The sequence below is a fragment of the Leptotrichia sp. HMT-225 genome, from assembly GCF_030644325.1.
Lineage (GTDB): Bacteria > Fusobacteriota > Fusobacteriia > Fusobacteriales > Leptotrichiaceae > Leptotrichia > Leptotrichia massiliensis.
Genome location: NZ_CP130323.1, coordinates 854,594 through 877,461, shown reverse-complemented (window position 1 = coordinate 877,461; position 22,868 = coordinate 854,594). Strand labels below are relative to the sequence as shown.

Genomic DNA, 22,868 nt, shown 5'->3' with positions numbered 1-22,868 from the left:
CTATTTAAAATAAATAAATTTTTATTCAAAAGCGAGTTTTCTTTTTTTCTTATAAGAAAGTTTTGCGTAAAGCGGGAGTGCAGAGGCATGGCGTCTGATGCCTCTGCGTTAAAATAACTTAATATAAATAGATTCGACTCCATTAAAAAAAAACTATTAAAAATTGTATAAATTTAGGGTTTGAGTTCAGTTTTAAAGCAATTTTACTATATATCCCAAACTTTATCATATTCTTCATCATCTAATATTACCATTTTTTTATACTCCAGTCTATAAAAATTTTTACACAAAAAAATACTGCTTCATAAGTCAGTTATTTTTGAAAAACTTATAAAACAGCTTTTTCATTTCTATTCTTTTGTTGCTCTTGTTGCTACAAAACTTGCAATATTAAGTTCATGCAACCTTCCAAATCCATTTGTATCATCATAAATATCTGTTAGTCTAAATCCAGCTTTCAATTGTCCACCTATCTGTTCTGATATTGTGTGGGAAAATTGAATTCCACAGTCCTGTTCTTCCAGCTGTTTTCTTTGCTCTTCATTGACTAATGGATTAAATGGAAGACTGTTTATGATTTTTTCTTCCTTTTCATCTACAGTATAATTTGTTCCAATATCCAAGCCGCACAATAAAATTCCACCTTTTTTCAGGATTCGGTAACATTCTTTAAAAACTGGTTCAACTTTTTCGATATAGGAGTTGCTTACTGGATGAAAAATTATGTCAAAACTATTGTCTGCAAATGGTAATTTTTTTGTCATATCGGCTTTGATAATTTCTATTTCATATTTTTCACGTTCTGCAACCATTTTTTCAGCTTCCAGCTGTTTATCTGAATAATCCAAAACAGTGCAGTTTGCACCCAAAGCAACAAATATAGGCATTTGCTGTCCACCACCAGAAGCCAGTCCTAATATTTTTTTATCTTTTAAGTTTCCAAACCATTCGTGAGGTACAGGATTGACTGGTGTTAAGAGGACATTCCAATTACCATTTTTAGCGTTTAAATAAGTTTCATGGCTAATTGGCTGTCCCCATTCCCAGCCTTCTTCAACCCATCGGTCAATTGTTTCTGCATTTATTTCTTGATAAGATTTTAGCATTTTTATTCCTTTTTTGTTATCAAATTTTATTTTTCATACGGCAATCCTGATGCTTTCGGTGCTTTCGATTTTCCTACAAATCCAACTAACGCCAATAAAGTCAAAACGTATGGTATCATTGTCAAAAATTGCTGAGATATTGGCAGTCCGATTGTTTTTGAAACATCTGCAAATGCTTGTCCGAAAGCAAATAATAGGCTTGCTAAAATTGCTCCTATTGGATTCCATTTTCCAAAAATCATTGCTGCCAAGGCGATATATCCACGTCCTGCTGACATATTATTTGAAAAGGCAGGAAGCAATACGGCTGTAAGGTAAGCTCCACCAAGCCCTGCTAATGCACCTGATATAAGTACAGCGATATATCTTGTCTTGTAAACACTTATTCCAACTGTATCAGCTGCTAATGGATGCTCTCCAACTGAACGGATTCTCAAACCTAAAACAGTTTTATACAAAAAGAAATACATTGCTATGGCAACTGCATAAATCAGTATTATCATTAATGGACGATTTGCCAATGATTTTGCTAATGGAGTACTTCCAGCAGTTTTAAAGATAGTTTTTATTGAATATGAAGTTATTGCAGCCGCAAACAGATTTATTGCAACTCCACTTATAATTTGATTTCCTCTAAGGTTGATACTGATTACTGCATGAATTAGCGAAATTAGAATTCCCACTATTATTCCAAAAATTATTCCTAAATATGGATTCCCTGTAGTTATATTAGCAACTGCTGTTGCAAATGCTGAACTTAACATAATTCCTTCAAGTCCAATATTAACAATTCCACTTCTTTCAGAAATACACGCTCCTACGGCTGTTATAAGAATTGGAGGTGCTATTATTATTGTCTGCTGTAATAAATTAAATATTTGTTGTAATATATTCATTTTATTTTTCCTTTCTGACTCAATATTTTTTTATTTAAATAACTAAATTTATGCCGTTTTCTTTTTGTTAAGCATAAATTTGAATAAATTTTCTGATGCTACAAAAATAATGATTAACGCTTGTACAATAAATACAATATCCTTGTCAATCTGGTATCTTTGCTGCAACATTTGTCCCCCAACTTCAAGTGCCGCATAAAATATTGCCGCAACTAATATTCCAAATGGGTTATTTTTTCCAAGAAGTGCTACTGCAAGTCCTGTAAATCCATAATCTCCCATTATAAGCTCAGTATATGTGTACTGAGAAGCTCCACCTAAAACACGTTCAGCTCCTCCAAGTCCAGCACACGCTCCAGCGATTCCCATTGCCAAAAACATAATGTATTTTGGATTAATTCCTGCATTTTCAGCAACTGTATCACTTTGTCCAACTGCTTTTATTTCATATCCTTTTTTGAAATATTTGAAAAAGAAAAATATTCCTATTGTCAGAAGAATTGCGATTACAAAACCAAAATTCAAGTTCTGTTTTGTAACTTTTGCAAAAAGTAACGGCAATCTAGCTCCTTCAAAAACACGTGGTGATTGTGTATTTTGTGTAGTTGTATCTTTTAAAATTCCGTTTAATAGAAAATTTTGCACTTCGATCATGATATAGTTTAACATAATTGTACTGATTACTTCATTCACTCCAAACTTTGCACGTAACAGTCCAGCTATCCCAGCCCATAAAAATCCTGCGATTACAGCTACAAGTATTACAACAAATACATTTCCAAAAACATAATTTTTAAATGTAATTCCCCAGAAAGTTGCAGCAAGTCCCCCAGCAACCATTTGCCCTTGCATTCCAATATTAAATAATCCCGCTTTAAAGGCTACCATTGTCGCAAGTGCTGAAAATATTAATGGCGTTGCAATAAATAATGTTTTTGCAAGTCCACTAAAGAATGGTGATCTTGGAGAAGTCTGATAAAAAGCTGCTCTCATCATATCAATGTAGGCTGTAAACGGATTTACACCTTTCGTCATCATTATTATTCCACCAATAATTAATGCGATTAATACTGCAATTATAGACGGTAGAAAATCCTTTATCTTATTTTTAATCATCTATTTTCCCTCCTGCCATTAATATTCCTAATTTTTCTGTTGTTGCATCTTTTCTATCCAAAATTCCTACAATTTTTCCTGAATACATTACGGCTATTCTGTCACTCAGAGCCATTACTTCCGACAGTTCTGCCGAAACAACCATTATTGCTTTTTTCTTAGTTTTTTCATTTAAAATTGTATTGTGAATCATTTCTATTGCTCCTATATCGACTCCTCTTGTAGGCTGTGCTGCAATAATAAATTTGTTTTCACGTTCTAACTCTCTTGCTACAACAACTTTCTGCTGATTTCCACCAGATAATCCGCCAAACTTGATTTTTCCATCTGTAGGTCTAATATCGTATTTTTCTATATATTCATTAGTTTTTCTTTCAATTTCACTATAATTAAGCAATAGCCCCTTAGAATACTGATCTTGAAGTCCCAAAGCCATATTTTCCTCTATTGTAAAATCATCAATAGTTGCTCGTTTATGTCTATTTTCAGGTATATGGGAAAGTCCTTTTTCTTTCATAAGTTTAGGTGTCTTGTTTTCCAGCTCATCATTATTTATATAATACGTTCCACCATCAACTTTTACAAGCCCTGCCAAAGCCTCAATAAGTTCAGTCTGCCCATTTCCTTCTACTCCAGCAATTCCCAGCACTTCACCTTCATGTATTTCAAACGAAACACCTTTAACTTTTTCAATACTTCCACTTTTTACAGTCAGATTATCAACTTTTACAACTGCATTCCCAATTTTTACATCTGGACGTTTCACTTCAAACAATACCACACGTCCAACCATAAGGTTTGCGATTTTTTCCTTTGTCGCTTCTGTAGTTTTCAATCCTCCAACATCGCTTCCACGTCGAATAACTGTTATATTATCTGATAAATCAAGTACTTCCTGCAATTTATGTGAAATAAAGATAATTGTTTTTCCTTCTTTTATAAGGTTTCTCATAATCTCATAAAGCTCTTTTACTTCCTGTGGTGTAAGTACCGCACTTGGCTCATCGAATACAAGTAATTCTGCACCTTTAAATAATACTTTTAAAATCTCAATTCTTTGATGAATCCCAACTGACAGATCTGATACTTTCGCATCTGGATCAATGTTCAGCCCATATTTTTCAGAAACTTCCCTAACCTGCTTTCTCGCAGTATTCAGGTCAAAAAATACTCCACCCTTTGTAGGTTCAAATCCTAGAACCATATTTTCAGCAACTGTCAATGTGTCGACTAGCATAAAATGCTGATAAACCATTCCAATTCCTAAATTTGCCGCAGTTGTAGGACTATCGATATCAACTTTTTCCCCTTTATAAAAAATTTCACCAGAAGTTGGAGAATAAAGCCCGTTCAAAATTTTCATAAGTGTAGACTTTCCAGCTCCATTTTCCCCAACAATCGCATGAATTTCCCCTTTTTTAACCTTCAGCGTAATATCATCATTTGCGACAATTTTCCCGCCTAAAAACTCTTTCCGTATATTTTTCATTTCTAAAATATATTCGCTCATCTTTCCTCCTACTTCTTAAGATTTTATTTGTTTAATATTATTCCTAAAATCATTCATCCAAAAAATTTTTTTACGCTTTACATTTTCAATTATTTTTATAAACAATCATTGTTCCTTTTGTTTTTATATTCTTTTATTTTAAATATTGTTTTAACTAGAAAATTATAAGTACTCAAAAAAACTTTTAAAAACTATAAACAAAAAATAAAAAAACTGTCGTTAATAAAAAAAAATCTAAAATTTAAATATAAAAAAATAGACGAATGAATGATTTGGAATTCGTATTAAACAAATATATTATTTATATTATTAAATTATTAAAAATATAATTTTAAAAAAAATCTGACACGTAATAATTAGAATTTGTCTTCAACAAATCAAGTACTGCTATTGGTTTTTTAACTACATTTATCTTGTAATCCTTGTAATAATACTTAGGATTTTTTCCGCCAATAAACACAACTGTATTGTTTTCATTATAAGTATACCCTGTATATTCGTCATTTTCAAGTAGCAATGGCGATCTTTTTAATTTTAATTTATTTTTAGCAAGTTCTTCAATAATTTCATTAGGAAATTCTGTCAAATAAATATTTCTTTGAAGCTCTGGTAACACAGCTTGATCCTCTAGTTTATCAGAAAGAACAATATCCTTATCAAATTTATAAACTGAATCATCTTTAAATTTATTTAATCCAGAATTTTCATAAGTTTCCTTTATAAAAAATTCAACATTCGATTTTTCAAAATTTTCCACAACTTCTTTTCGATGGTTTCTCAATTCTTCAATTAAAAATTCCTTGTCAAGTTCAGAATAAACATTTGTGGGATTAAAGTCAGTTTTATTTAAAAGCTCATAAAGTACATAAATCTGTCTATTTAAATATTCCTGATCTGTTCCTATATATTCCGTCAAATTAGCACCACTTGACATTGCAACCATCTGCTGTCTATAATACTCATCCAAAGAAGAAGCTGGTAATTCCAATATTTTTTCTTCTTCTGAAAGCTGATCAATTTTTATATCCTGCATTTCTTGATAAAATCTATTTTCCAGAAGCAAGGAATATTTCTTTCCTTTCTTTATATTTTTCAAAAAAGTGTTAAATTCATTGTAAAATCTATTTTTTCCAAATAAATCTGTCGGATAAGTAATTTCAAACAATTTTATCTCATACCGCCCTGGTATAACCTTCCGCATTTTCTCTTCCCCATCAATCATCACTTTTACCTGATTAAATCGTGGCTTTTCTTCTTCCTTCCATTTTATCTCCTTTTTTATCTTATCAAAAAGAGCAAAACTCGTCATAGTGCATCCTAGCAACATCAAAATTATTAATTTTTTCAAGTTTTTCCTCCTAATATTTTTATAAATTTTCTTTTATCGAAATAGCAATATTTTCTGGCACAACTTCCATCAGTTCCTCCAATGTTGCATTTCGTATATTTTTTATCAATCCAAATTTTTTTATTAATTCCTTTTTACGCTTTGGTCCAATTCCTGTAATATCATCCAATGCACTTTTTACATTTCGCTTACTTCGTAATTTTCTATGATGTGTAATTCCAAATCTGTGGGCTTCATCCCTTAATCTTTGCAAAATTTTCAGTGTTTCGTCTGTCTTTTCAAATAAATAAGGCTCGCTTTCATAACTTTTAAAAATTTCCTCTTCTCTTTTGGCAATTCCTATTACATCAGTATGCTCTATTTTCCCAAGTTTTTCGAGTACATCTACAGCCACTCCTAACTGCCCTTTTCCACCATCGATTAGAATCAAATTGGGCATTTGATCATTTTCCATTTTGGAATACCTTCGTGTCAATGCTTCCCGCATCATTAAAAAATCATCAGGCGTGTCTTTTACGGTAATCTTAAAATGTCTATATTCCTTTGGCGTTGTTTCTCCATCAAGTGCCACTGTCATAGCCGCAACCGCATCTTTTCCTTGAATATTTGAAATATCAAAACATTCAATTCGGTAAGGCAAACTTTTCAATCGCAATTCTTTTTTTAAATTACGCAATCCTTCCTGAACCATACGACGTTTTCTGTAGTATTTATCCACTTCTTCACGCAGATTTAAATACCCCATTTCTAATAGCTGCAATCTTCGGCTATTTATTTTTGGAAAATGAAATTTTATTTCCCTATGTTTTTCAATTTTTGCCCATTCTTTTATCAAAAGTTCGCTTGACATAAATCGCTCATCACAAATAATATGCTTTGGAATATTCCTTTTTTCATAGTACGAAGTAATTAATCTCTCGAACAGGTTCTCCTCTTGACTTCTCTCCATCGAAATTATTGTATGGTTTTTATTAATAACTTTACCTTCCCGAATATTCAGCACACATAAAAACACATTTTCCCTTTTTTCCTCAAACACAAAAACATCTTCATCAATTTCCTTACTGTATTCAATAATTTGAGTTTCCAGCATTTTTTTCATCACAGCCAACTTTTCACGCTCATTAATTGCACGCTCAAATTCCATTTCATCACTAAACTTTTTCATTCGGCTTTCCAGCATTTCAATAACTTTGTCAGAATGCCCCTTCAAAAAATTCTTGAAATTTTTGACATTTGTGCTGTACTCATCTTCAATATCCTTGTATTTACAGGGAGCAGGACAAGTTTTCATATAATATTTTAAGCAAGGTTTTGTAATTTTGTCCATACTTCGATTGCAGTCCCGTACTGGAAATATCTTAATAAGCGACTTCATCGCAAAAAATATTCCCATCGGATAAGGCCCAAAATATTCTGCATTTTCATTTAATTTTTTCGTACTTCTCACAATTTCCACTTTAGGAAATTTTTCTTTTGTAAATTTTATATATGGGTAAGTTTTTTCATCTTTTAATAAAATATTATATTTTGGCTTATTCTTCTTTATAAGATTATTTTCTAGAATAAGTGCCTCAACTTCTGATTTACAGATAAAAAACTCAATATCTCTAATATTTTTCACCAATTCCAGAGTCTTCTGATTATGCGAATTTACATTTACAAAATAAGATTTTACCCTATTTTGCAAATTTTTCGCCTTTCCAACGTAAATAATCTTTCCTCGTGCATTTTTCATCAGATAAACTCCAGGATGAGTGGGAATATCCTTATATTTAATTGGTGATTTTATTTCTTCTTCCATTTTGTCTTTTTATACCTCCGTTTTATCACCTATTTCCCTATGGAATTTTGTTATCTTATATTCTAGACTCTCAGATAAATCCTTACATAGCATATTTACAAAGGTTGCAGATCTATGCTGACCTCCTGAACACCCTATTCCTATACGCAAATGAGATTTTCCATCCTTTTCATACTTTGGTATCAAATATTTGAGCATATCAAGAAGCATTTTATAAAATTCCTGACTTTCTGAAAGTCCCATTACATAATCCTGTACATCTTTATGATTACCCGTTTTACGCTTTAAATTTTGAATGTAATAAGGATTTGGCAAAAATCTCAGGTCAAACATTAGATGTAAATCCAGCGGTATTCCATTCTTAAATCCAAAAGAAGTTAGATTTACACTTAATTTTGCTTTTTTCCCTGCAAATTCTTTTTCCAATATTTTCTGAAGTTCCTTTACAGACGTTTTAGTAGTGTCTATTACCAAATCTGCCTTTAACATAAAGTCCTTAATTATTTTTCTTTCAGCCTCTATATTTTCAAGCAATGTATCGTATAAATTTAAAGGGTGTTTTCTTCTGGAAAGCTCATACCTGCTAAGAAGTACATTTGTTCTTGAGTCAAGATATATGATTTCATAGTCTATTCCATTTTTATCCAAAATCTCAAGCTGTTTTAAAAACTGCTCTATAAATTCCTGATTTCTTATATCTATCGCAACCGCAACTTTATTTCTTTTTTTGTTGCTCAAAAATATCTCATTTAGATACTGAAACAGACTTATAGGAAAATTGTCAATACAGAAATATTCCCTGTCCTCAAAAAAATTCATTGTTTCCGATTTTCCTGCACCACTCATTCCTGTTATTATAACAAGTTCTTTTTTTTCTCCTTCTTCTTCCATTATCATCTTGCTCCCTCATGTTTTATTTTGTCTCATTTTTTAATATTTTTCTTTGTTAATTATACCATAATTTTCTCATTTAGATAAACTATTTTTGAAATATTTTAGTAATAATTATTTTACTGCTTTATTTTTTCATCTATTGTTTAAATGCCTATTCTAAGCACTTTAAAAGCCTCATGTGATAATATTATTTTATAATAAAACTACTTTAAAACAGAATTCAAAGGCTATGATTTACCCAAACCCTGAGTTTTATAATTTTTGATAGTTTAGTTTTAAATAGTTTCGGGTATAATTTAAAATTGGAGGAATATAATATGAAAAAATCTATTAATTTTATAATTTTAGGAGTTATCCTTTTCATAATTACCATCAGTGTCTATATCTTTACACAAAACAAATCAGAAATTCCAAAAGAAACTATAATTTCTGCTGTTACATCACAATTTCCAATCGAAAAATCAATGTATACACTTGGAGATATGAAACTTTCCAACCCAACAGTCTACTTTGAAAATGATAAACTTATAATTGATGCTGATTACGAATTTAAAGACAGAGCTACTTCTGAACTGACTACTGGAAAAGCCAAATTTGAAAGTGAATTAGAATATAAAAATTCAAATCTTTATCTTTGGAATTTTAATTTAAAAAAATTAATAACAAAAGATGGAAAAGATACCAAGCCAGATAAATACGCTCTTACCCTTATAAGCACCATATCCTACGAACTGCAATATAAAAAGCCTTTGCTCTACTTAGGAAACAATAAAAAATTTAATTCTATAAAAAGTGTTAAAATCAAAAATAACAAAGTTTTAGGAGAGAAATAGATTTTTCTATTTCTCTTTTTTTGTAGCAAATAAAAATAAGACTGCCTAAATTTTGTATTTTTAAGGAGTCTTATAAATTTGTTTATTTTTTTTCGTTTTGATTTCTTATTCTGTAATATTTTATTCATTGCTAACAATTTTACGAAGCTGTCTTTCTATTTCAGTTTCTGATAAATTGTATTGTTTTATAATTTCACTATATTTAGTATCATTAATTATCTCAAAAATAAAAATTTCTTCTTTTACTTTATCTTTAGATATGTTGTATTTTTTTACACTTTGAGTGTTCAAATCATCAATTATTTCAACAATAAAATTATTTTTTTGTATTTTATCTTCAATTTCTTCGAGATGTTTTTCTATTTTATTATTTTCAAGACCCATACATCCAACAAAAAATTTTTCTTTTGACCAATTTTCTTTCCTTTCTCCCATGTAATTGCAAATAGAAGAATATCTTACTTTTTTAGAAAAATTTAAAGTTAAACGTCTCATACATATTTTTAGTAAATAAATTTTAAAATAATCTTTATCCGAATAATAGGCTCCGTATCTCTTTTCAAAAAATTTTCTCAAACTTCTTGTATAAAATACTGTATAAATAACAGAAAAGAAATATAGTCTAATTAAATTTTCTCTCCCATACCATATTCCTAATGATCTAACTAAACTCATTTCCATATGATTAATTTTTAACCATTTAAAAAGTTTTGATTTTTTTTTATCTAAAAATTCATAAAGAATCTGATAATACTCATAATTTTTTTCTTTGTCAGATTTATCATCCATCCATTCAAAAAAATTAATATCATATATACATTTTAAAGGAAATATATTCTCATCAGTTTTTACTGGTGGTGGAAAATATTTAAAAAGTTCTGTAACTGTTTTTATTTTAAAGTCTTCACAAGAAATTCTTAAGATTCCGATAACAAAAAGAGAGATACTGAAAATAAATAAAATATTTCTATTTATTATTATATTATGGTATATTGACATTGAACAAACAAGCTTTATAATATACCAAAATATATTTGCTACAATAGATTTTTTAGGTATTGAATTAAATATTTCTCTCGTTTTTTTGGGTATTAGATTAAATATTTTAATTAATATTTCTTTTGCATAAAATAACTTAATTAAACCGTTCAAAATAAGAAAAATTGAAAAAATCATAGTAACTTCATTTCTGATTTCTAGGATAACTATAGAAAGTATCATATAAATAACCCCGTACTGAGAAAACATTATAAAAATATAATCTATTATTTTATACATAATATTTGTAATTAATGATAATTTAGGAACATCAAATGTTAAAATTTCTAAAGAGAGAAAAGTTATAATAATAAATAACATAATAATATATACAACAGGTATACTTTGGGCATTTTTCGTATATTTTTGATATGTAGGAAAAGACCAAAATATTATATAAAATATTGAGATTCTCTGTGTTTCGGAAAAATCTTTATACAACATAACTGGAAGAAAAGTTGTCATAAAAAAAAACTTTTCTGAATCGAATAAACTAATTAAATTTTTTAAACTTTCCATCCTTAAAATCCTTTCATAAAATTTATTAAACTTTTTTATTTTTAAACATCAATCATCATTTTCTTATAGCTACATGGTTAATTATTCGTTTTATATTTTCTTAGATTAATTTTAAAAAAATTAATATTTTGAAATTAAAAATAATTTTTTCTAAACAATTAATATAAAATTCTTTCTTTTAACTTTTATTTTTAAATGTTTTCGTTATGAGTATACCTTATAAATTAACGAAAATCAACTTTGTTATATAAAATTATATCTCAATTTATAAAAAAATTATTAAAAAATATTTGACTTTTTTAAATTTATGAGGTATATATTATTATGTGAACATATTCACATATATTAATATGAATTTTTAAAACAGAAAGGAAATAGTATAATGAAAGCAGTAGTAGTTAATCAAGAAGGAACTGGAATAGAAGTTGTAGAAAAAGAATTAAGAGGGCTAAAAACAGGAGAAGCATTAGTTGATGTGGAATATTGCGGTGTTTGCCATACTGATTTACATGTGGCTCATGGAGATTTTGGAAAAGTTCCTGGAAGAGTTTTAGGACATGAAGGAATTGGAATTGTAAGAGAAGTTGCTGATGGTGTGACATCTTTGAAACCTGGAGATAGAGTAAGTATTGCTTGGTTCTTTGAAGGATGTGGAAAATGTGAATACTGTATCAATGGACAAGAAACATTGTGCAGAGATGTAATAAATGCAGGATATTCTGCTGACGGAGGAATGGCTGAGCAATGTATCGTTACAGCTGATTATGCAGTAAAAGTTCCAGAAGGATTAGATCCTGCTCAAGCCAGCAGTATTACTTGCGCAGGAGTTACAACTTATAAAGCAATAAAAGTTGGAAAACCTCAACCAGGACAATGGGTAGTAATCTACGGTGCAGGAGGATTAGGAAACTTGGCAGTTCAATATGCTAAAAAAGTATTTAATACTCATGTAATTGCTGTTGATATAAATGACGACAAATTAGCACTTGCTAAAGAAGTTGGAGCTGATTATATTATAAATGGTAAAAAAGAAGACCCTGTTGCAAAAATTAAAGAGTTAAGTGGAATTGGAGCTCATATCGCTGTAGTTACTGCTGTATCAAAAGTTGCATTTAACCAAGCTATTGATTCAGTAAGAGCCGCTGGTAAAGTTGTTGCAGTTGGACTTCCATCAGAAACTATGGACTTGCCAATCGTAAAAACAGTATTAGATGGTATCGAAGTAATCGGATCGCTTGTTGGAACAAGAGAAGACTTAAAAGAAGCATTCCAATTTGGAGCAGAAGGATTGGTTGTACCAGTAGTTCAAACAAGAAATATTGACGAAGCTCCAGAAATTTTTAAAGAAATGGAAGAAGGAACAATCCAAGGACGTATGGTTATTGATATGAAACATTCTTGCGGATGTGGACATAAACATTAATTCATTTAAATTTATCTAAATAAACAAAAAAATGTAATTAACTTTAATTGTTAGTTACATTTTTTATTTTAACAGATATGTTACTCATACTATTTCCTATTTAAATAGTGAAAATCAAAAAATTTGTCAAATTAAAGTCATTTTTTACAAGATTATACTATTAACTATTAAATTATCATTTAATTAAATTTAATCATTAAGTATCCATCTTAAAAATTAGATTTGATTTTTTTAGAAATGTTATCAAATTAATCATTATTGAATTTTATTTCAATTTTTTAAATCGAATTTGGTATAAGACCTATTTGTTTCATTTTAAAAAATTTAAAATGTCAATCTCATTTCATACCAGACAACTCCACCGTGAGCAGATTCTGAGACTCCTTCATTTTTGAACCCAAATTTTGAATAATATGAAACAAGTTTATCCTTACAAGTTAAGACTATTCCTTTTCTACAATTGCTTTTTGCCTCAAATATAAGCTCATTGATTAATTTTTCAGCATACCCTCTTTTTCTATATTCAGGTAACGTATTTACTCCAAAAATCATTTGCCAATTTCCTTTTTCATTATGTAAATTAGGATTTTCATACATTTCATCTTCCAAATTAGGACTATCTGTCACCATTCCATTCACAAAACTCACAATTTTTTTATTTCCATCTTTCCCTTTTTCTTCAAGAATCCAGAAATAATCAGGATAAACAGCTAATCTTCCTTCAAAAGATTTCCTAGTTGCAGCCTCACTTGCTGGAAAGCACTCTGCTTCTATTGCAGTTATCTCATCTAAATCTTCCATTTTTGCTTTTCTAATATTCATAATTTATTTCCCCTTAACTTATTTTATAGAATTCAATTATATCATATTTACAACATAAATTTACTTATAAAAATTAATTTTCTAATGTTTTAAATTTTTAGTTCAAAAAATCCTATTCATCTCGTCAAATAATATATTTCTAATTCTTTTTTTATTAGAAGATATTTATAAACTTAACATTTTTTATTGTTATTAATTTTTATTTCTCAAAATATTATAAATTTAAATATTGACAATTTTAGAAAATTATATTAAAATAAATTGTAATGATTACAAAATTAAATAAAGTATTAGAAAATAAATAAAAATTAAATTTGGAGGTATAGAAAATGGATTTTAGCTTGAACCTTGGTGCTTTAGATGAAGGAAAATTAGTAAAAATTGATGAAAATAAACTTTATGATGTAACTGTCATTGGTTCTGGGCCTGCGGCTGTTTCAGCAGCAATTTATGCAGCTAGAAAAGGACTTAATTTAGCGATGATTGGAGTGAAGATTGGGGGACAGGTTCTTGATACAAATGAAATTGAGAATATTATTGGAACTGTTTCTACAACTGGAGCTAAATTTGCTGAAACATTGGAAAAACATTTAAAAGAACATGAAATTGCATTTAAAGAAGGGCATTTAGTAAAAGAGATTAAAGAAGAAGGCAAGGATAAAATTTTAATAACTGATGATGGAAAAACTTATAAAACAAAAACAGTTATTGTAGCAACTGGAGCAAAGCCTAGAAGTTTGAATATTCCTGGAGAAGCTGAGTATGTAGGAAAAGGGGTGCATTACTGCTCAACTTGTGACGGACCTTTTTATAAAGGGCTGAATGTGGCTGTAATTGGTGGGGGAAATTCAGGTGTGGAAGCGGCACTTGATTTATCTGGAATTGCAAAATCGGTTACATTAATCGAATTTATGCCTGAATTAAAGGCAGATAAAGTTTTACAAGAAAAATTGGCTGAACAAGCAAATATAAAAACTATTTTAAATTCTGCAACAGTTAGAGTTAATGGAAATGAATTTGTGGAGAGCATTGTTTATAAAAGCAGAGAAACTGATGAAGAAAAAACATTGAATGTAGAAGGAATGTTTGTAGAAATTGGACTATCACCAAGAAGCGAAGTTGTAAAAGACTTGGTTGAAACAAATAAAATTGGAGAGATTGTAATTAACCCTGAAAATAATTCAACTTCTGTAGCTGGAATCTTCGCAGCAGGAGATGTTACTAGCATCAGACAAAAACAAATAATTATCGCAATGGGAGAAGGTGCAAAAGCCGCACTAGGAGCATTTGAATATCTAATTACAAAATATTAATTTAAAAAATAGGAAAATAAACTGCACCTAAAATCTTGAACACAAGATAAGAGGTGTGGTTTTTTTTGAAAAATTTAAAAAAGAAGATTAATGAAAATCCTTATTTTCATAAAAAAATACTCCAATTAATTAAAATTAGAGCATTTATAATTATAAGAAAAACAATATTCTAGTTACTTAATCCAAAAGTAATAATTTTGAAAAATTCTTCATTTTCATCACTAATTACCCAGTCTTTACCATTTTTTATATATTTTACATCCAATGTTTTTTCTGAATATTTTAAATCTTTACTGTCAAATTTTTCATCAAAAAATTCTTTTCCAATTTGAATAACTTGTTTTTGAAGTTCATCATTAGTTTGTGGCATTGATTTAGACATTCTTTCAGAAAGTCTATTTTGAAGTTCACCTACATATGAAGTTAAATCAGGGGCTTTTAAAGAAACATTTATTATTGCAGTATTTCCTTTTGCTTGAACTTTATTTATTTTATAAGTTATTTTTTTCATTCCTTTACCATATATTTTACCAAATTCTTCTAAAATAACGTTAACATTTCCTTCTGTTTTTCCAAATTTTGACATATCTCCTGATTGGATTATTTTCATTTTTTCCTCAAAATCCTTTTGAGCAGGATGAGTTCCACAACTTACTACAAATAAAAGCATGCTTAATAAAATTAAAATTTTTGCCTTCATAAATTTCTCCTTCAATTTTTTCTACATTATACTATGTTTATATAATTTTATAGACAGTATTTCATTAGATTTATATTATTTAAGGTTCTTTAAAAGCATTGTTGCAAAAGTAAAGTAAATAACAAGGGTTACAGCATCTGAAATTGTTGTTATCAGAGGCGTTGCCATAACGGCTGGATCGGATTTTACGATTTTAGCTCCAAGTGGCAGCAATGCTCCTACCAGTTTTGAAATTATTATTGTAAATACAAGGGTTAATGAAACAATAAGAGCGATTGTCGGATCTGTTTTTTCCAATGTAATCAATCTTATAAAATTTAAGACTGATAAGACAATAGAAACCATTATACCGATAAAAAATTCCTTTTTTATAACTTTAAAGGCAGATTTTGGAGAAATTTCTCCAAGTGCCAACGAACGTATTACAACTGTTGATGATTGAGAACCAACATTTCCTCCGCTTGACATTAACATTGGAATAAAAGCTGTTAAAATTATGGACTTTGCTAATACTTTTTCATAACCTTGAATAATATTTCCAGAAATTGTATCAGAAATCATAAGTACAGCGAGCCACCCAATTCTTTGTCTTGCCATTGTAAAAATATTTGTCTTTAAATAAGAATCATCAGTAGGGGAAGTAATCCCTGCCATTTTATGAAAATCTTCTGTAACTTCCTGATCTACAACATCCATTACATCATCTATAGTAATTATACCTAAAATCCTATTTTCATGATCCACAACTGGCATTACAATAAAGTCATATTTTTTAAATAAATCTGCTACAATTTCCTGATCATCGTTTGTATTGACACTTACAAAATTTTTGTTCATAATATCTTCAATTTGGATAGTATCTTTTTTGGCAATTAATTCCTTGAGAGAAAGTACACCTTCTAGTATTCCTTTTTCTCCAGTAACATAACATGTATAAATATTTTCTTTATCTTTTCCAGTTTTTCTAATTTCTTCAATTGCTTCTGAAACTGTCATATTTTTTTGTAAATCCACATATTCTGTTGTCATAATACTTCCCGCAGAATTATCAGGATATTTTAACAGCTGATTTATCAGATGTCTATCTTTTTTATCAGTGTTTTTCAATATTTTTTTTACAATATTCGATGGCATCTCTTCAATAATGTCAACAATATCGTCAAAATATAATTCATCAAAAATTTCACGGGTTTCAATATCTGTTGAAGTATGAATAATCATTTCCTGATGTTCTGAGTCCAAATAAGGAAATACATCTGCTGCTTTATCTTTTTTTAACAGTCTAAAAATCATTATTACAAGTTCAGGAGATTTGAACTGATTTAATATATCAGAAATTTCTACTGTGTTTAATTTGTTTAATTCACTTTTTATTTCAAAATATTTTTTTTCTTTTAAAAAAGTTTCAATTAATTCTTTCATTATTCCCTCCTTACTTTATAATATTACTCAAAAATATAGTTGCAAATTTAAAATAGATAGAAAGAGTCAAAGCATCTAAAATTGTAGTTATTAAAGGCCCTGCCATAATTGCGGGATCCATTTTAAATATTTTTGCAACAATAGGTAAAAATGCACCTATTATCTTGGAAATCATAACTACAAAAATGAGGGTAATTGAAACTGTCAAAGCAACATTTAAAGGTGTTTTTGTCAAAGTTATAAGTCGTAAATAGTTAATTCCTGCTAGAACGACTGCCACAATAAATGAAATAGAAAATTCTTTTTTTAATATTTTAAAAGTGTCTCTTGGATTTACTTCACCTAATGCTAAAGCACGAATAACAATTGTAGAAGATTGAGCTCCTGCATTTCCTCCTGTGTCCATTAACATTGGTATAAATGAAGATAGAATAACTACTGACTGCAATACATCTTCATAACTTTTTATAATTCTTCCTGTAAAAGTTGCAGAAATCATAAGTACAATGAGCCAGCTAATTCTCTGTCTTGCCATCGTAAAAGCACTTGTCTTAAGATATGATTCCTCAACTGGTGAAATTCCTGCCATCTTGTGAAAATCTTCTGTTGCCTCTTGTTCAACAACGTCCATTATATCGTCAATCGTAATTATTCCAAGAAGTCTATTTTCTATATCTGTAACTGGAAGTACAATCAAATTATATTTTTTAATTATTTCAGCAACATTTTCTTGGTCATCATTTGTATGAACACTTACAAAATTACAGTTCATGATATTTCCCACAACTGTATCATCTTCGTTTGTAATTAATTCCTTTAAGGAAATTACTCCTTCTAATTTCCTGTCTTCACTAATTACATAGCAAGTATAGACATTTTCCATATCTTCCACAGTATCTCTAATTTTGGCAATTGCTTGAGATACTTTCATATCCTTTTTCAAATCCATATATTCTGTTGTCATAATGCTTCCAGCTGAATTATCAGGATATTTTAACAAAAGATTTATTGTATGTCTATCTTTTGCATCAGTATTTTTCAAAATTTTTTTTACTACATTTGATGGCATTTCCTCGATAATATCGACAATATCATCAAAATAAAGCTCATCAAATATATTTTTAGTTTCCACATCAGTCATAGTATTAATAATCATTTCCTGATGCTCTGTATCTAAATATGAAAATACATCTGCTGCCCTATTTTTAGAAAGTAATCTAAAAATCATTATTAATTCAGAAGATTCAAACTGATTTAACAGTTCCGAAACCTCAACAGTATTTAATTCGTTCAAATATTTTCTAATTTCAAAATATTTTTTTTCATCTATAAGTGTTTGAATAGTGTTGTTTTCCACTGTTATCTCCTTCCTTTTATACTTTTTCATTTCATACAATTTCAAAATAAGAAGAATAACAGTAACGAAGATATTCCCCTTATCCATTGCATATTTTTGTAAAATGTAAATTCTTCAGTTTCTTACTCGGGACTTCCTCGTTCAAAACATTCACCTCCATAAAATAGAAAATTAGCATAAATTCAAAATTTAAATTTTGTAAATCAAAAAAAGAGCTTTATGCCTATAAAATTTTATCAGACAAAGCAGTTATTGTCAATAAATTTCTTAGAATAGACTTTTTAAGTTTTTTAATAAAAAATACCTTATTCAATCTAAGAATAAGGATTTTTTATATCATTTCTACAAGTTTGTAAATTGTTATTTATTAAAAGGTATTAAGTCATTTTCTATTTATAAATTATAATATTGTAAACTTCAACCTATTTTTCAAAATTCTATTTAACTTTAAAAAATTTCAATCTCAAAGCATTCCCCAAAACTGATACTGAACTAAACGACATTGCAAAAGCCGCTATCATCGGATCCAATTTTGGTCCATTGAAAAATGCATAAAATATTCCAGCGGCAAAAGGAATCCCCAGTACGTTATAAAAGAATGCCCAAAATAGATTTTCCTTTATATTTGTAATTGTCGCTTTACTTAATGCTATTGCACCCGCAACATCTCTCAAATCATTTCTAATTAAGACGATATCTGCTGATTCTATAGCAACATCCGTTCCATTTCCTATCGCAATCCCAACGTTTGCCTGAGCCAGTGCTGGTGAATCGTTAATTCCGTCTCCAACCATTGCAACAAATTCATCTTTTTCCTGAAGTTCCTTTACTTTCTGAGATTTCTGATAAGGCAGCACTTCTGAGATTACATCATCTATTCCTACTTGTTTTGCTATAAATTTTGCAGTTTTTTCGTTATCGCCAGTTAGCATTATTGTCTTGATTCCCATTTTTTTCAGTTTTTCTATAGCTTCCTTGCTTGTTTCCTTGATAACATCTGCAACTGCAACAAGTCCCGCCAATTCGTTATCAATTGAAATATACATTGGTGTTTTTCCTTCATTTGACAAAATATCATAATCTTTTTGAGAAATTTCCACATTGATTTTTCGATTTTCCATAAGTTTTCTATTTCCAATTTGCACTTCCTTGCCTTCAAATGTTGCACGAATACCGTAACCTGGCATTGCCCTAAATTTTTCATACGGCTTAATTTCAATATTTTTCTCTTTTGCTTTGTTTACGATTGCTTCTGCCAATGGGTGTTCTGAATCATTTTCCACACTTGCAGCAATTTTTAACAATTCATTTTCATTATATTTCCCATAAGCAATCAAATCAGTCAGTACAGGCTTTCCTTTCGTAATTGTACCAGTCTTGTCAAAGACAACAGTTTTAATTTTATGCGCTGTTTCAAGGGCTTCCCCGCTTTTTATAAGAATACCGTTCTCAGCCCCTTTTCCAGTTCCAACCATTATCGATGTAGGTGTTGCAAGTCCCAATGCACACGGACACGCAATTACAAGTACAGCGATGAAAAACGACAACGCAGTAACCAATCCACTTCCACTCAGAAACCAAGCAATCCCTGTAATTATCGCAATCCCAATAACAATCGGTACAAAATATGCTGCCACAATGTCTGCCATTCGAGAAATCGGAGCCTTTGACCCCTGTGCCTCCTCAACCAGTTTTATAATTTGTGACAAAACTGTATTTTTACCAATTTCAGTCGCCTCAAATCTGATACTTCCATTTTTATTTATACTTCCTCCAACAACCTTATCCCCAACTTTTTTGCTTACTGGCAAACTTTCTCCTGTCAACATTGACTCATCAATCGAAGTCGCCCCTTCCACAATCCTTCCATCCACCGCAATTTTTTCTCCCGGCTTCACAATAACAATATCTCCAACTTTTAAGTTTTCAATCAGAACTTCCTTTTCCACTCCATTTTCAATAATTTTAGCCTTTTTAGGCTGAAGTCCGATAAGTTTTTTTATTGCCGATGAAGTTTGACCTTTTGTTTTTGCCTCCAGCAGTTTTCCAAACAAGATTAACGTAATAATTGTACCAGCCGACTCATAATATAAATCCATATGTGCTTCAGGATCTACAGTTACAATTCTAAAAGTGGCATAAATTCCATAGAGTACCGCCGCTGTTGCCCCAATAGCAATTAATGAATCCATTGTTGGAGATTTTCTTACTAAATTTTTAAATCCATGTGAAAAAAAATCTCTCCCAGCATAAATAATAGGCAAAGTCAGCACAAACTGTGCCAATGCAAAATCAAGCGGATATACCTTAGGATTCAAAAATTCAGGAAGGGTCGCCCCAAGCATATGCCCCATCGAAATATACAAAAGTGGAACAACAAAAATAATTGCCAAAATTAATCGCTTTTTCAAACTTTTTATTTTTTCTTGATAAAGTTCCATCTTTTTATCTTCCGTCATATCCTCAACCAGTCCATACCCAGCCGACTCCACTATTTTCCTAATTTTATCAAAATCATACTTCTTCTCATCATATTCAATATTCAATTTTTCAGTTGCAATATTAACTGAAGCGTTAATATCATTATTTTTATTAAGTGCCTTTTCCACAGCATTGGCACAAGCTGCACAGCTCATCCCAGTTACTGTATAATTTTTTTCAGCCATATTCTTTTCCTCCTTCATTTAGTACACTATATCTTAAATATGCTTATGTCCATTATGTTCACAATTACACTGCCCTTCAACACAATCACACAAAACTTCTTTCACAGCCGTTTTCCTCTTTTCCTCTACAGCCTTTAAAATCAAATCCAAGTCGTCAAAACTCAGTTCACTGTTCTCAATAACTTTCCCTATCATTTCTCCAACTTTCGTTTTACAAATTTTATCAAAAGTTCCTAATATATAACTGTTAGCAACTTCCTTTTCTGTAAAATCTGTCGAATAAATATACTTGTTCCCAATTTCCCTCTTTTTCAAAATATTCTTTTCCAGTAGCCGATTTAATAATGTCTTTATTGTAGCCTGTTTCCAGTTCATTTTCTCACAAAGCACCTCTGTCACAAACTTGCTCGTAACTTCGCTATTTGCCCACACAACACGCATTACTTCCCATTCTGCATCCGTTATATGCTGTTTTTTATCAATTTTGCAGTTTTCTTTCACATTCTTACCTCCTTTAAATGTTTACGTTTGTAATCTTTTTTATATTATATAGTTTACAATAATAATCGTTTTTTGTCAAGTATTTTTTTGTTATAATAATTTTACGGGTTTCACCACCCAAAAAATAAATTAAAATGTGAGAGCTTTTACACTCTCACACGAAAAAATTCAAATATATAAATTTTTTAAACTTCTTTTGTTTCTGATACTTTTTTATACCAATAGGCACTTTTCTTTGGATAACGCTTTTGTGTTTCAAAGTCTACGTAAAATAGTCCGTAACGTTTTTCATAACCATTTGACCATGAGAAAACATCCATTAGTGACCAGAGGAAGTAGCCTTTTACGTTTGCTCCATCTTTTATTGCATCTGAAATTACTTCCAAATGTTGTCTTATGTAATCTATTCTTGCATCGTCATATACTGTATTGTCTTCAAAAACATCTTTATAGCCTAAACCATTTTCAGTAATATAGATTTTTTTGTAATTTGGATAATCTCTTTTAACTCTTGAGATTTGATCATAAAGACCTTGTGGATAAATTATCCAGTCCCAGTCAGTTCTTGGAATACTTTCATTGGCTTTTCTTTGCCCTACCCCTTTTATCTGATATTTGGAACTTCCTTTATTTCCTGTTGCATTGTGAATAATTTCAGTTTCGCCATCGTATTCAGCCATCCAGTCACTCATATAATAGTTTATTCCAAGAAAATCGTTCAAATCTTTTGCAGCTTTCAATTCTTCAAAATCTTCTGCCCTTAAATCTAATTTTCCGCCATTAACTTTTAAAATATGATTTACACCTTCCATTGTTTCTTTTGAATATTCACCTTTAAAAGTTGCATCTAAAATAAATTTATTATGAATGATATCGTCTAGTTCTGCCGCTTTTACATCTTTAGGATTACTTGGATTATAAGGATATTTTGTTGGCAATGCACAAACCATTCCTATTTCTCCGTTATATCTGTTTTGCTTAAATAAATTTACTGCTTTTGCATGTGCCAAAACCATATTATGATGTGACTGAAACAATTTTTCAAAATCATATTTTATTCCCGGTGGAAATTTTCCAACTAAATATTGTCCATCTCCAATAGGTCCAATTTCATTAAACGTTGTCCAATAATTTACTTCATTAAATTCTTCAAAACAGAATTTAGCATAATCTACAAAATGTTCTATATTTTCACGATTTAAAAAATCTCCGTTGGAGTGCAGAACTTCAGGTGTATCAAAATGATGAAGTGTTACAAATGGTTCAACGTTTCTTTTTTTACACTCTGCAAACAATTTATGATAAAATTCCACTCCTTTGTGATTCACTTCACCATAACCTTTAGGAAAAATTCTTGACCATGCAATTGAAATTCTTATTCCATTTATACCGAATTCCTCACAAAGTTTCAAATCTACTGGATACTGATTGTAAAAATCACTTGCAGGCTCAGCTGTATACCAGTAATTTTCTTCCAAAAAAGTATCCCAGGCCACACGACCTTTACCATCTGTTTTTGTTGCGCCTTCTGCTTGATATGCTGCTGTTGCTCCACCGAAAATAAAATCTTCTGGTAATTTTTTTGACATAATTAAACCTC

The 22,868-nt window shown here is 29.9% G+C and carries 18 protein-coding genes; 3 read left to right on the top strand and 15 right to left on the bottom strand.

Features of this window, described 5'->3' with window-relative positions:
• Positions 1 to 350 precede the first annotated feature (350 nt).
• From QU666_RS04315 to rapZ, 7 genes are all read right to left on the bottom strand, one after another.
• On the bottom strand, positions 351 to 1,106 hold the full coding sequence (locus tag QU666_RS04315) for a class I SAM-dependent methyltransferase (RefSeq protein WP_021768494.1): 756 nt from the start codon (positions 1,104 to 1,106) through the stop codon (positions 351 to 353).
• Between the two features lie 26 nt (positions 1,107 to 1,132).
• Positions 1,133 to 2,002: an ABC transporter permease gene (locus tag QU666_RS04310; RefSeq protein WP_021768493.1), complete on the bottom strand. Its 870-nt coding sequence runs from the start codon at positions 2,000 to 2,002 to the stop codon at positions 1,133 to 1,135.
• 48 nt (positions 2,003 to 2,050) lie between these two features.
• The gene (locus QU666_RS04305; RefSeq protein WP_021768492.1) at positions 2,051 to 3,118 is read right to left on the bottom strand and encodes an ABC transporter permease; all 1,068 of its coding nucleotides are present in this window, start codon (positions 3,116 to 3,118) and stop codon (positions 2,051 to 2,053) included.
• Positions 3,111 to 4,628 (bottom strand): ABC transporter ATP-binding protein, encoded by a 1,518-nt coding sequence (locus tag QU666_RS04300; RefSeq protein ID WP_021768491.1) that lies wholly within the window; start codon positions 4,626 to 4,628, stop codon positions 3,111 to 3,113. The genes QU666_RS04305 and QU666_RS04300 overlap by 8 nt, the downstream gene beginning before the upstream one ends.
• A gap of 331 nt (positions 4,629 to 4,959) precedes the next feature.
• The gene (locus tag QU666_RS04295; protein WP_036071770.1) at positions 4,960 to 5,976 is read right to left on the bottom strand and encodes a hypothetical protein; all 1,017 of its coding nucleotides are present in this window, start codon (positions 5,974 to 5,976) and stop codon (positions 4,960 to 4,962) included.
• A 19-nt stretch (positions 5,977 to 5,995) separates the two neighbouring features.
• Complete coding sequence (gene uvrC / locus QU666_RS04290; protein ID WP_021770039.1) at positions 5,996 to 7,780, bottom strand: excinuclease ABC subunit UvrC; 1,785 nt, start codon at positions 7,778 to 7,780, stop codon at positions 5,996 to 5,998.
• A 9-nt stretch (positions 7,781 to 7,789) separates the two neighbouring features.
• Complete coding sequence (rapZ, locus tag QU666_RS04285; RefSeq protein ID WP_021770040.1) at positions 7,790 to 8,677, bottom strand: RNase adapter RapZ; 888 nt, start codon at positions 8,675 to 8,677, stop codon at positions 7,790 to 7,792.
• Between the two features lie 314 nt (positions 8,678 to 8,991).
• Here rapZ and QU666_RS04280 point away from each other — a divergent pair, with 314 nt between their 5' ends.
• Positions 8,992 to 9,507 carry a hypothetical protein gene (locus QU666_RS04280; RefSeq protein WP_021770041.1) on the top strand — a complete coding sequence of 172 codons (516 nt, stop codon included), beginning with the start codon at positions 8,992 to 8,994 and terminating at the stop codon, positions 9,505 to 9,507.
• A gap of 120 nt (positions 9,508 to 9,627) precedes the next feature.
• On the opposite strand, the gene QU666_RS04275 is transcribed toward QU666_RS04280, so the two are convergent.
• A complete protein-coding gene (locus tag QU666_RS04275) occupies positions 9,628 to 10,506 on the bottom strand; it encodes a hypothetical protein (RefSeq protein ID WP_198012147.1) in 879 nt (292 codons plus the stop codon).
• Positions 10,507 to 11,446: 940 nt separating this feature from the next.
• Here QU666_RS04275 and adhP point away from each other — a divergent pair.
• The gene (adhP, locus tag QU666_RS04270; RefSeq protein WP_021770062.1) at positions 11,447 to 12,487 is read left to right on the top strand and encodes an alcohol dehydrogenase AdhP; all 1,041 of its coding nucleotides are present in this window, start codon (positions 11,447 to 11,449) and stop codon (positions 12,485 to 12,487) included.
• A 324-nt stretch (positions 12,488 to 12,811) separates the two neighbouring features.
• On the opposite strand, the gene QU666_RS04265 is transcribed toward adhP, so the two are convergent.
• Positions 12,812 to 13,309 carry a GNAT family N-acetyltransferase gene (locus QU666_RS04265; RefSeq protein WP_021770061.1) on the bottom strand — a complete coding sequence of 166 codons (498 nt, stop codon included), beginning with the start codon at positions 13,307 to 13,309 and terminating at the stop codon, positions 12,812 to 12,814.
• A gap of 329 nt (positions 13,310 to 13,638) precedes the next feature.
• Between QU666_RS04265 and QU666_RS04260 the strand changes: the two genes are divergently transcribed.
• A complete protein-coding gene (locus tag QU666_RS04260) occupies positions 13,639 to 14,622 on the top strand; it encodes an FAD-dependent oxidoreductase (RefSeq protein WP_021770060.1) in 984 nt (327 codons plus the stop codon).
• 169 nt (positions 14,623 to 14,791) lie between these two features.
• On the opposite strand, the gene QU666_RS04255 is transcribed toward QU666_RS04260, so the two are convergent.
• The 6 genes from QU666_RS04255 to lacG all read right to left on the bottom strand — a co-directional run bounded on the left by QU666_RS04255 (position 14,792) and on the right by lacG (position 22,857).
• Positions 14,792 to 15,322, bottom strand: coding sequence for a hypothetical protein (locus tag QU666_RS04255; RefSeq protein WP_021770059.1), 531 nt, complete (start codon positions 15,320 to 15,322; stop codon positions 14,792 to 14,794).
• A 75-nt stretch (positions 15,323 to 15,397) separates the two neighbouring features.
• A complete protein-coding gene (gene mgtE / locus QU666_RS04250) occupies positions 15,398 to 16,744 on the bottom strand; it encodes a magnesium transporter (protein ID WP_021770058.1) in 1,347 nt (448 codons plus the stop codon).
• 10 nt (positions 16,745 to 16,754) lie between these two features.
• A complete protein-coding gene (gene mgtE, locus QU666_RS04245; protein ID WP_051285869.1) occupies positions 16,755 to 18,131 on the bottom strand; it encodes a magnesium transporter in 1,377 nt (458 codons plus the stop codon).
• Between the two features lie 407 nt (positions 18,132 to 18,538).
• Positions 18,539 to 20,767, bottom strand: a complete 2,229-nt coding sequence (locus QU666_RS04240; protein ID WP_051285865.1) for a cation-translocating P-type ATPase — start codon at positions 20,765 to 20,767, stop codon at positions 18,539 to 18,541.
• A 33-nt stretch (positions 20,768 to 20,800) separates the two neighbouring features.
• Positions 20,801 to 21,268: a CopY/TcrY family copper transport repressor gene (locus QU666_RS04235; RefSeq protein ID WP_021770055.1), complete on the bottom strand. Its 468-nt coding sequence runs from the start codon at positions 21,266 to 21,268 to the stop codon at positions 20,801 to 20,803.
• Positions 21,269 to 21,453: 185 nt separating this feature from the next.
• Positions 21,454 to 22,857 carry a 6-phospho-beta-galactosidase gene (gene lacG / locus QU666_RS04230; RefSeq protein WP_021770054.1) on the bottom strand — a complete coding sequence of 468 codons (1,404 nt, stop codon included), beginning with the start codon at positions 22,855 to 22,857 and terminating at the stop codon, positions 21,454 to 21,456.
• Between the last annotated feature and the right edge of the window lie 11 nt (positions 22,858 to 22,868).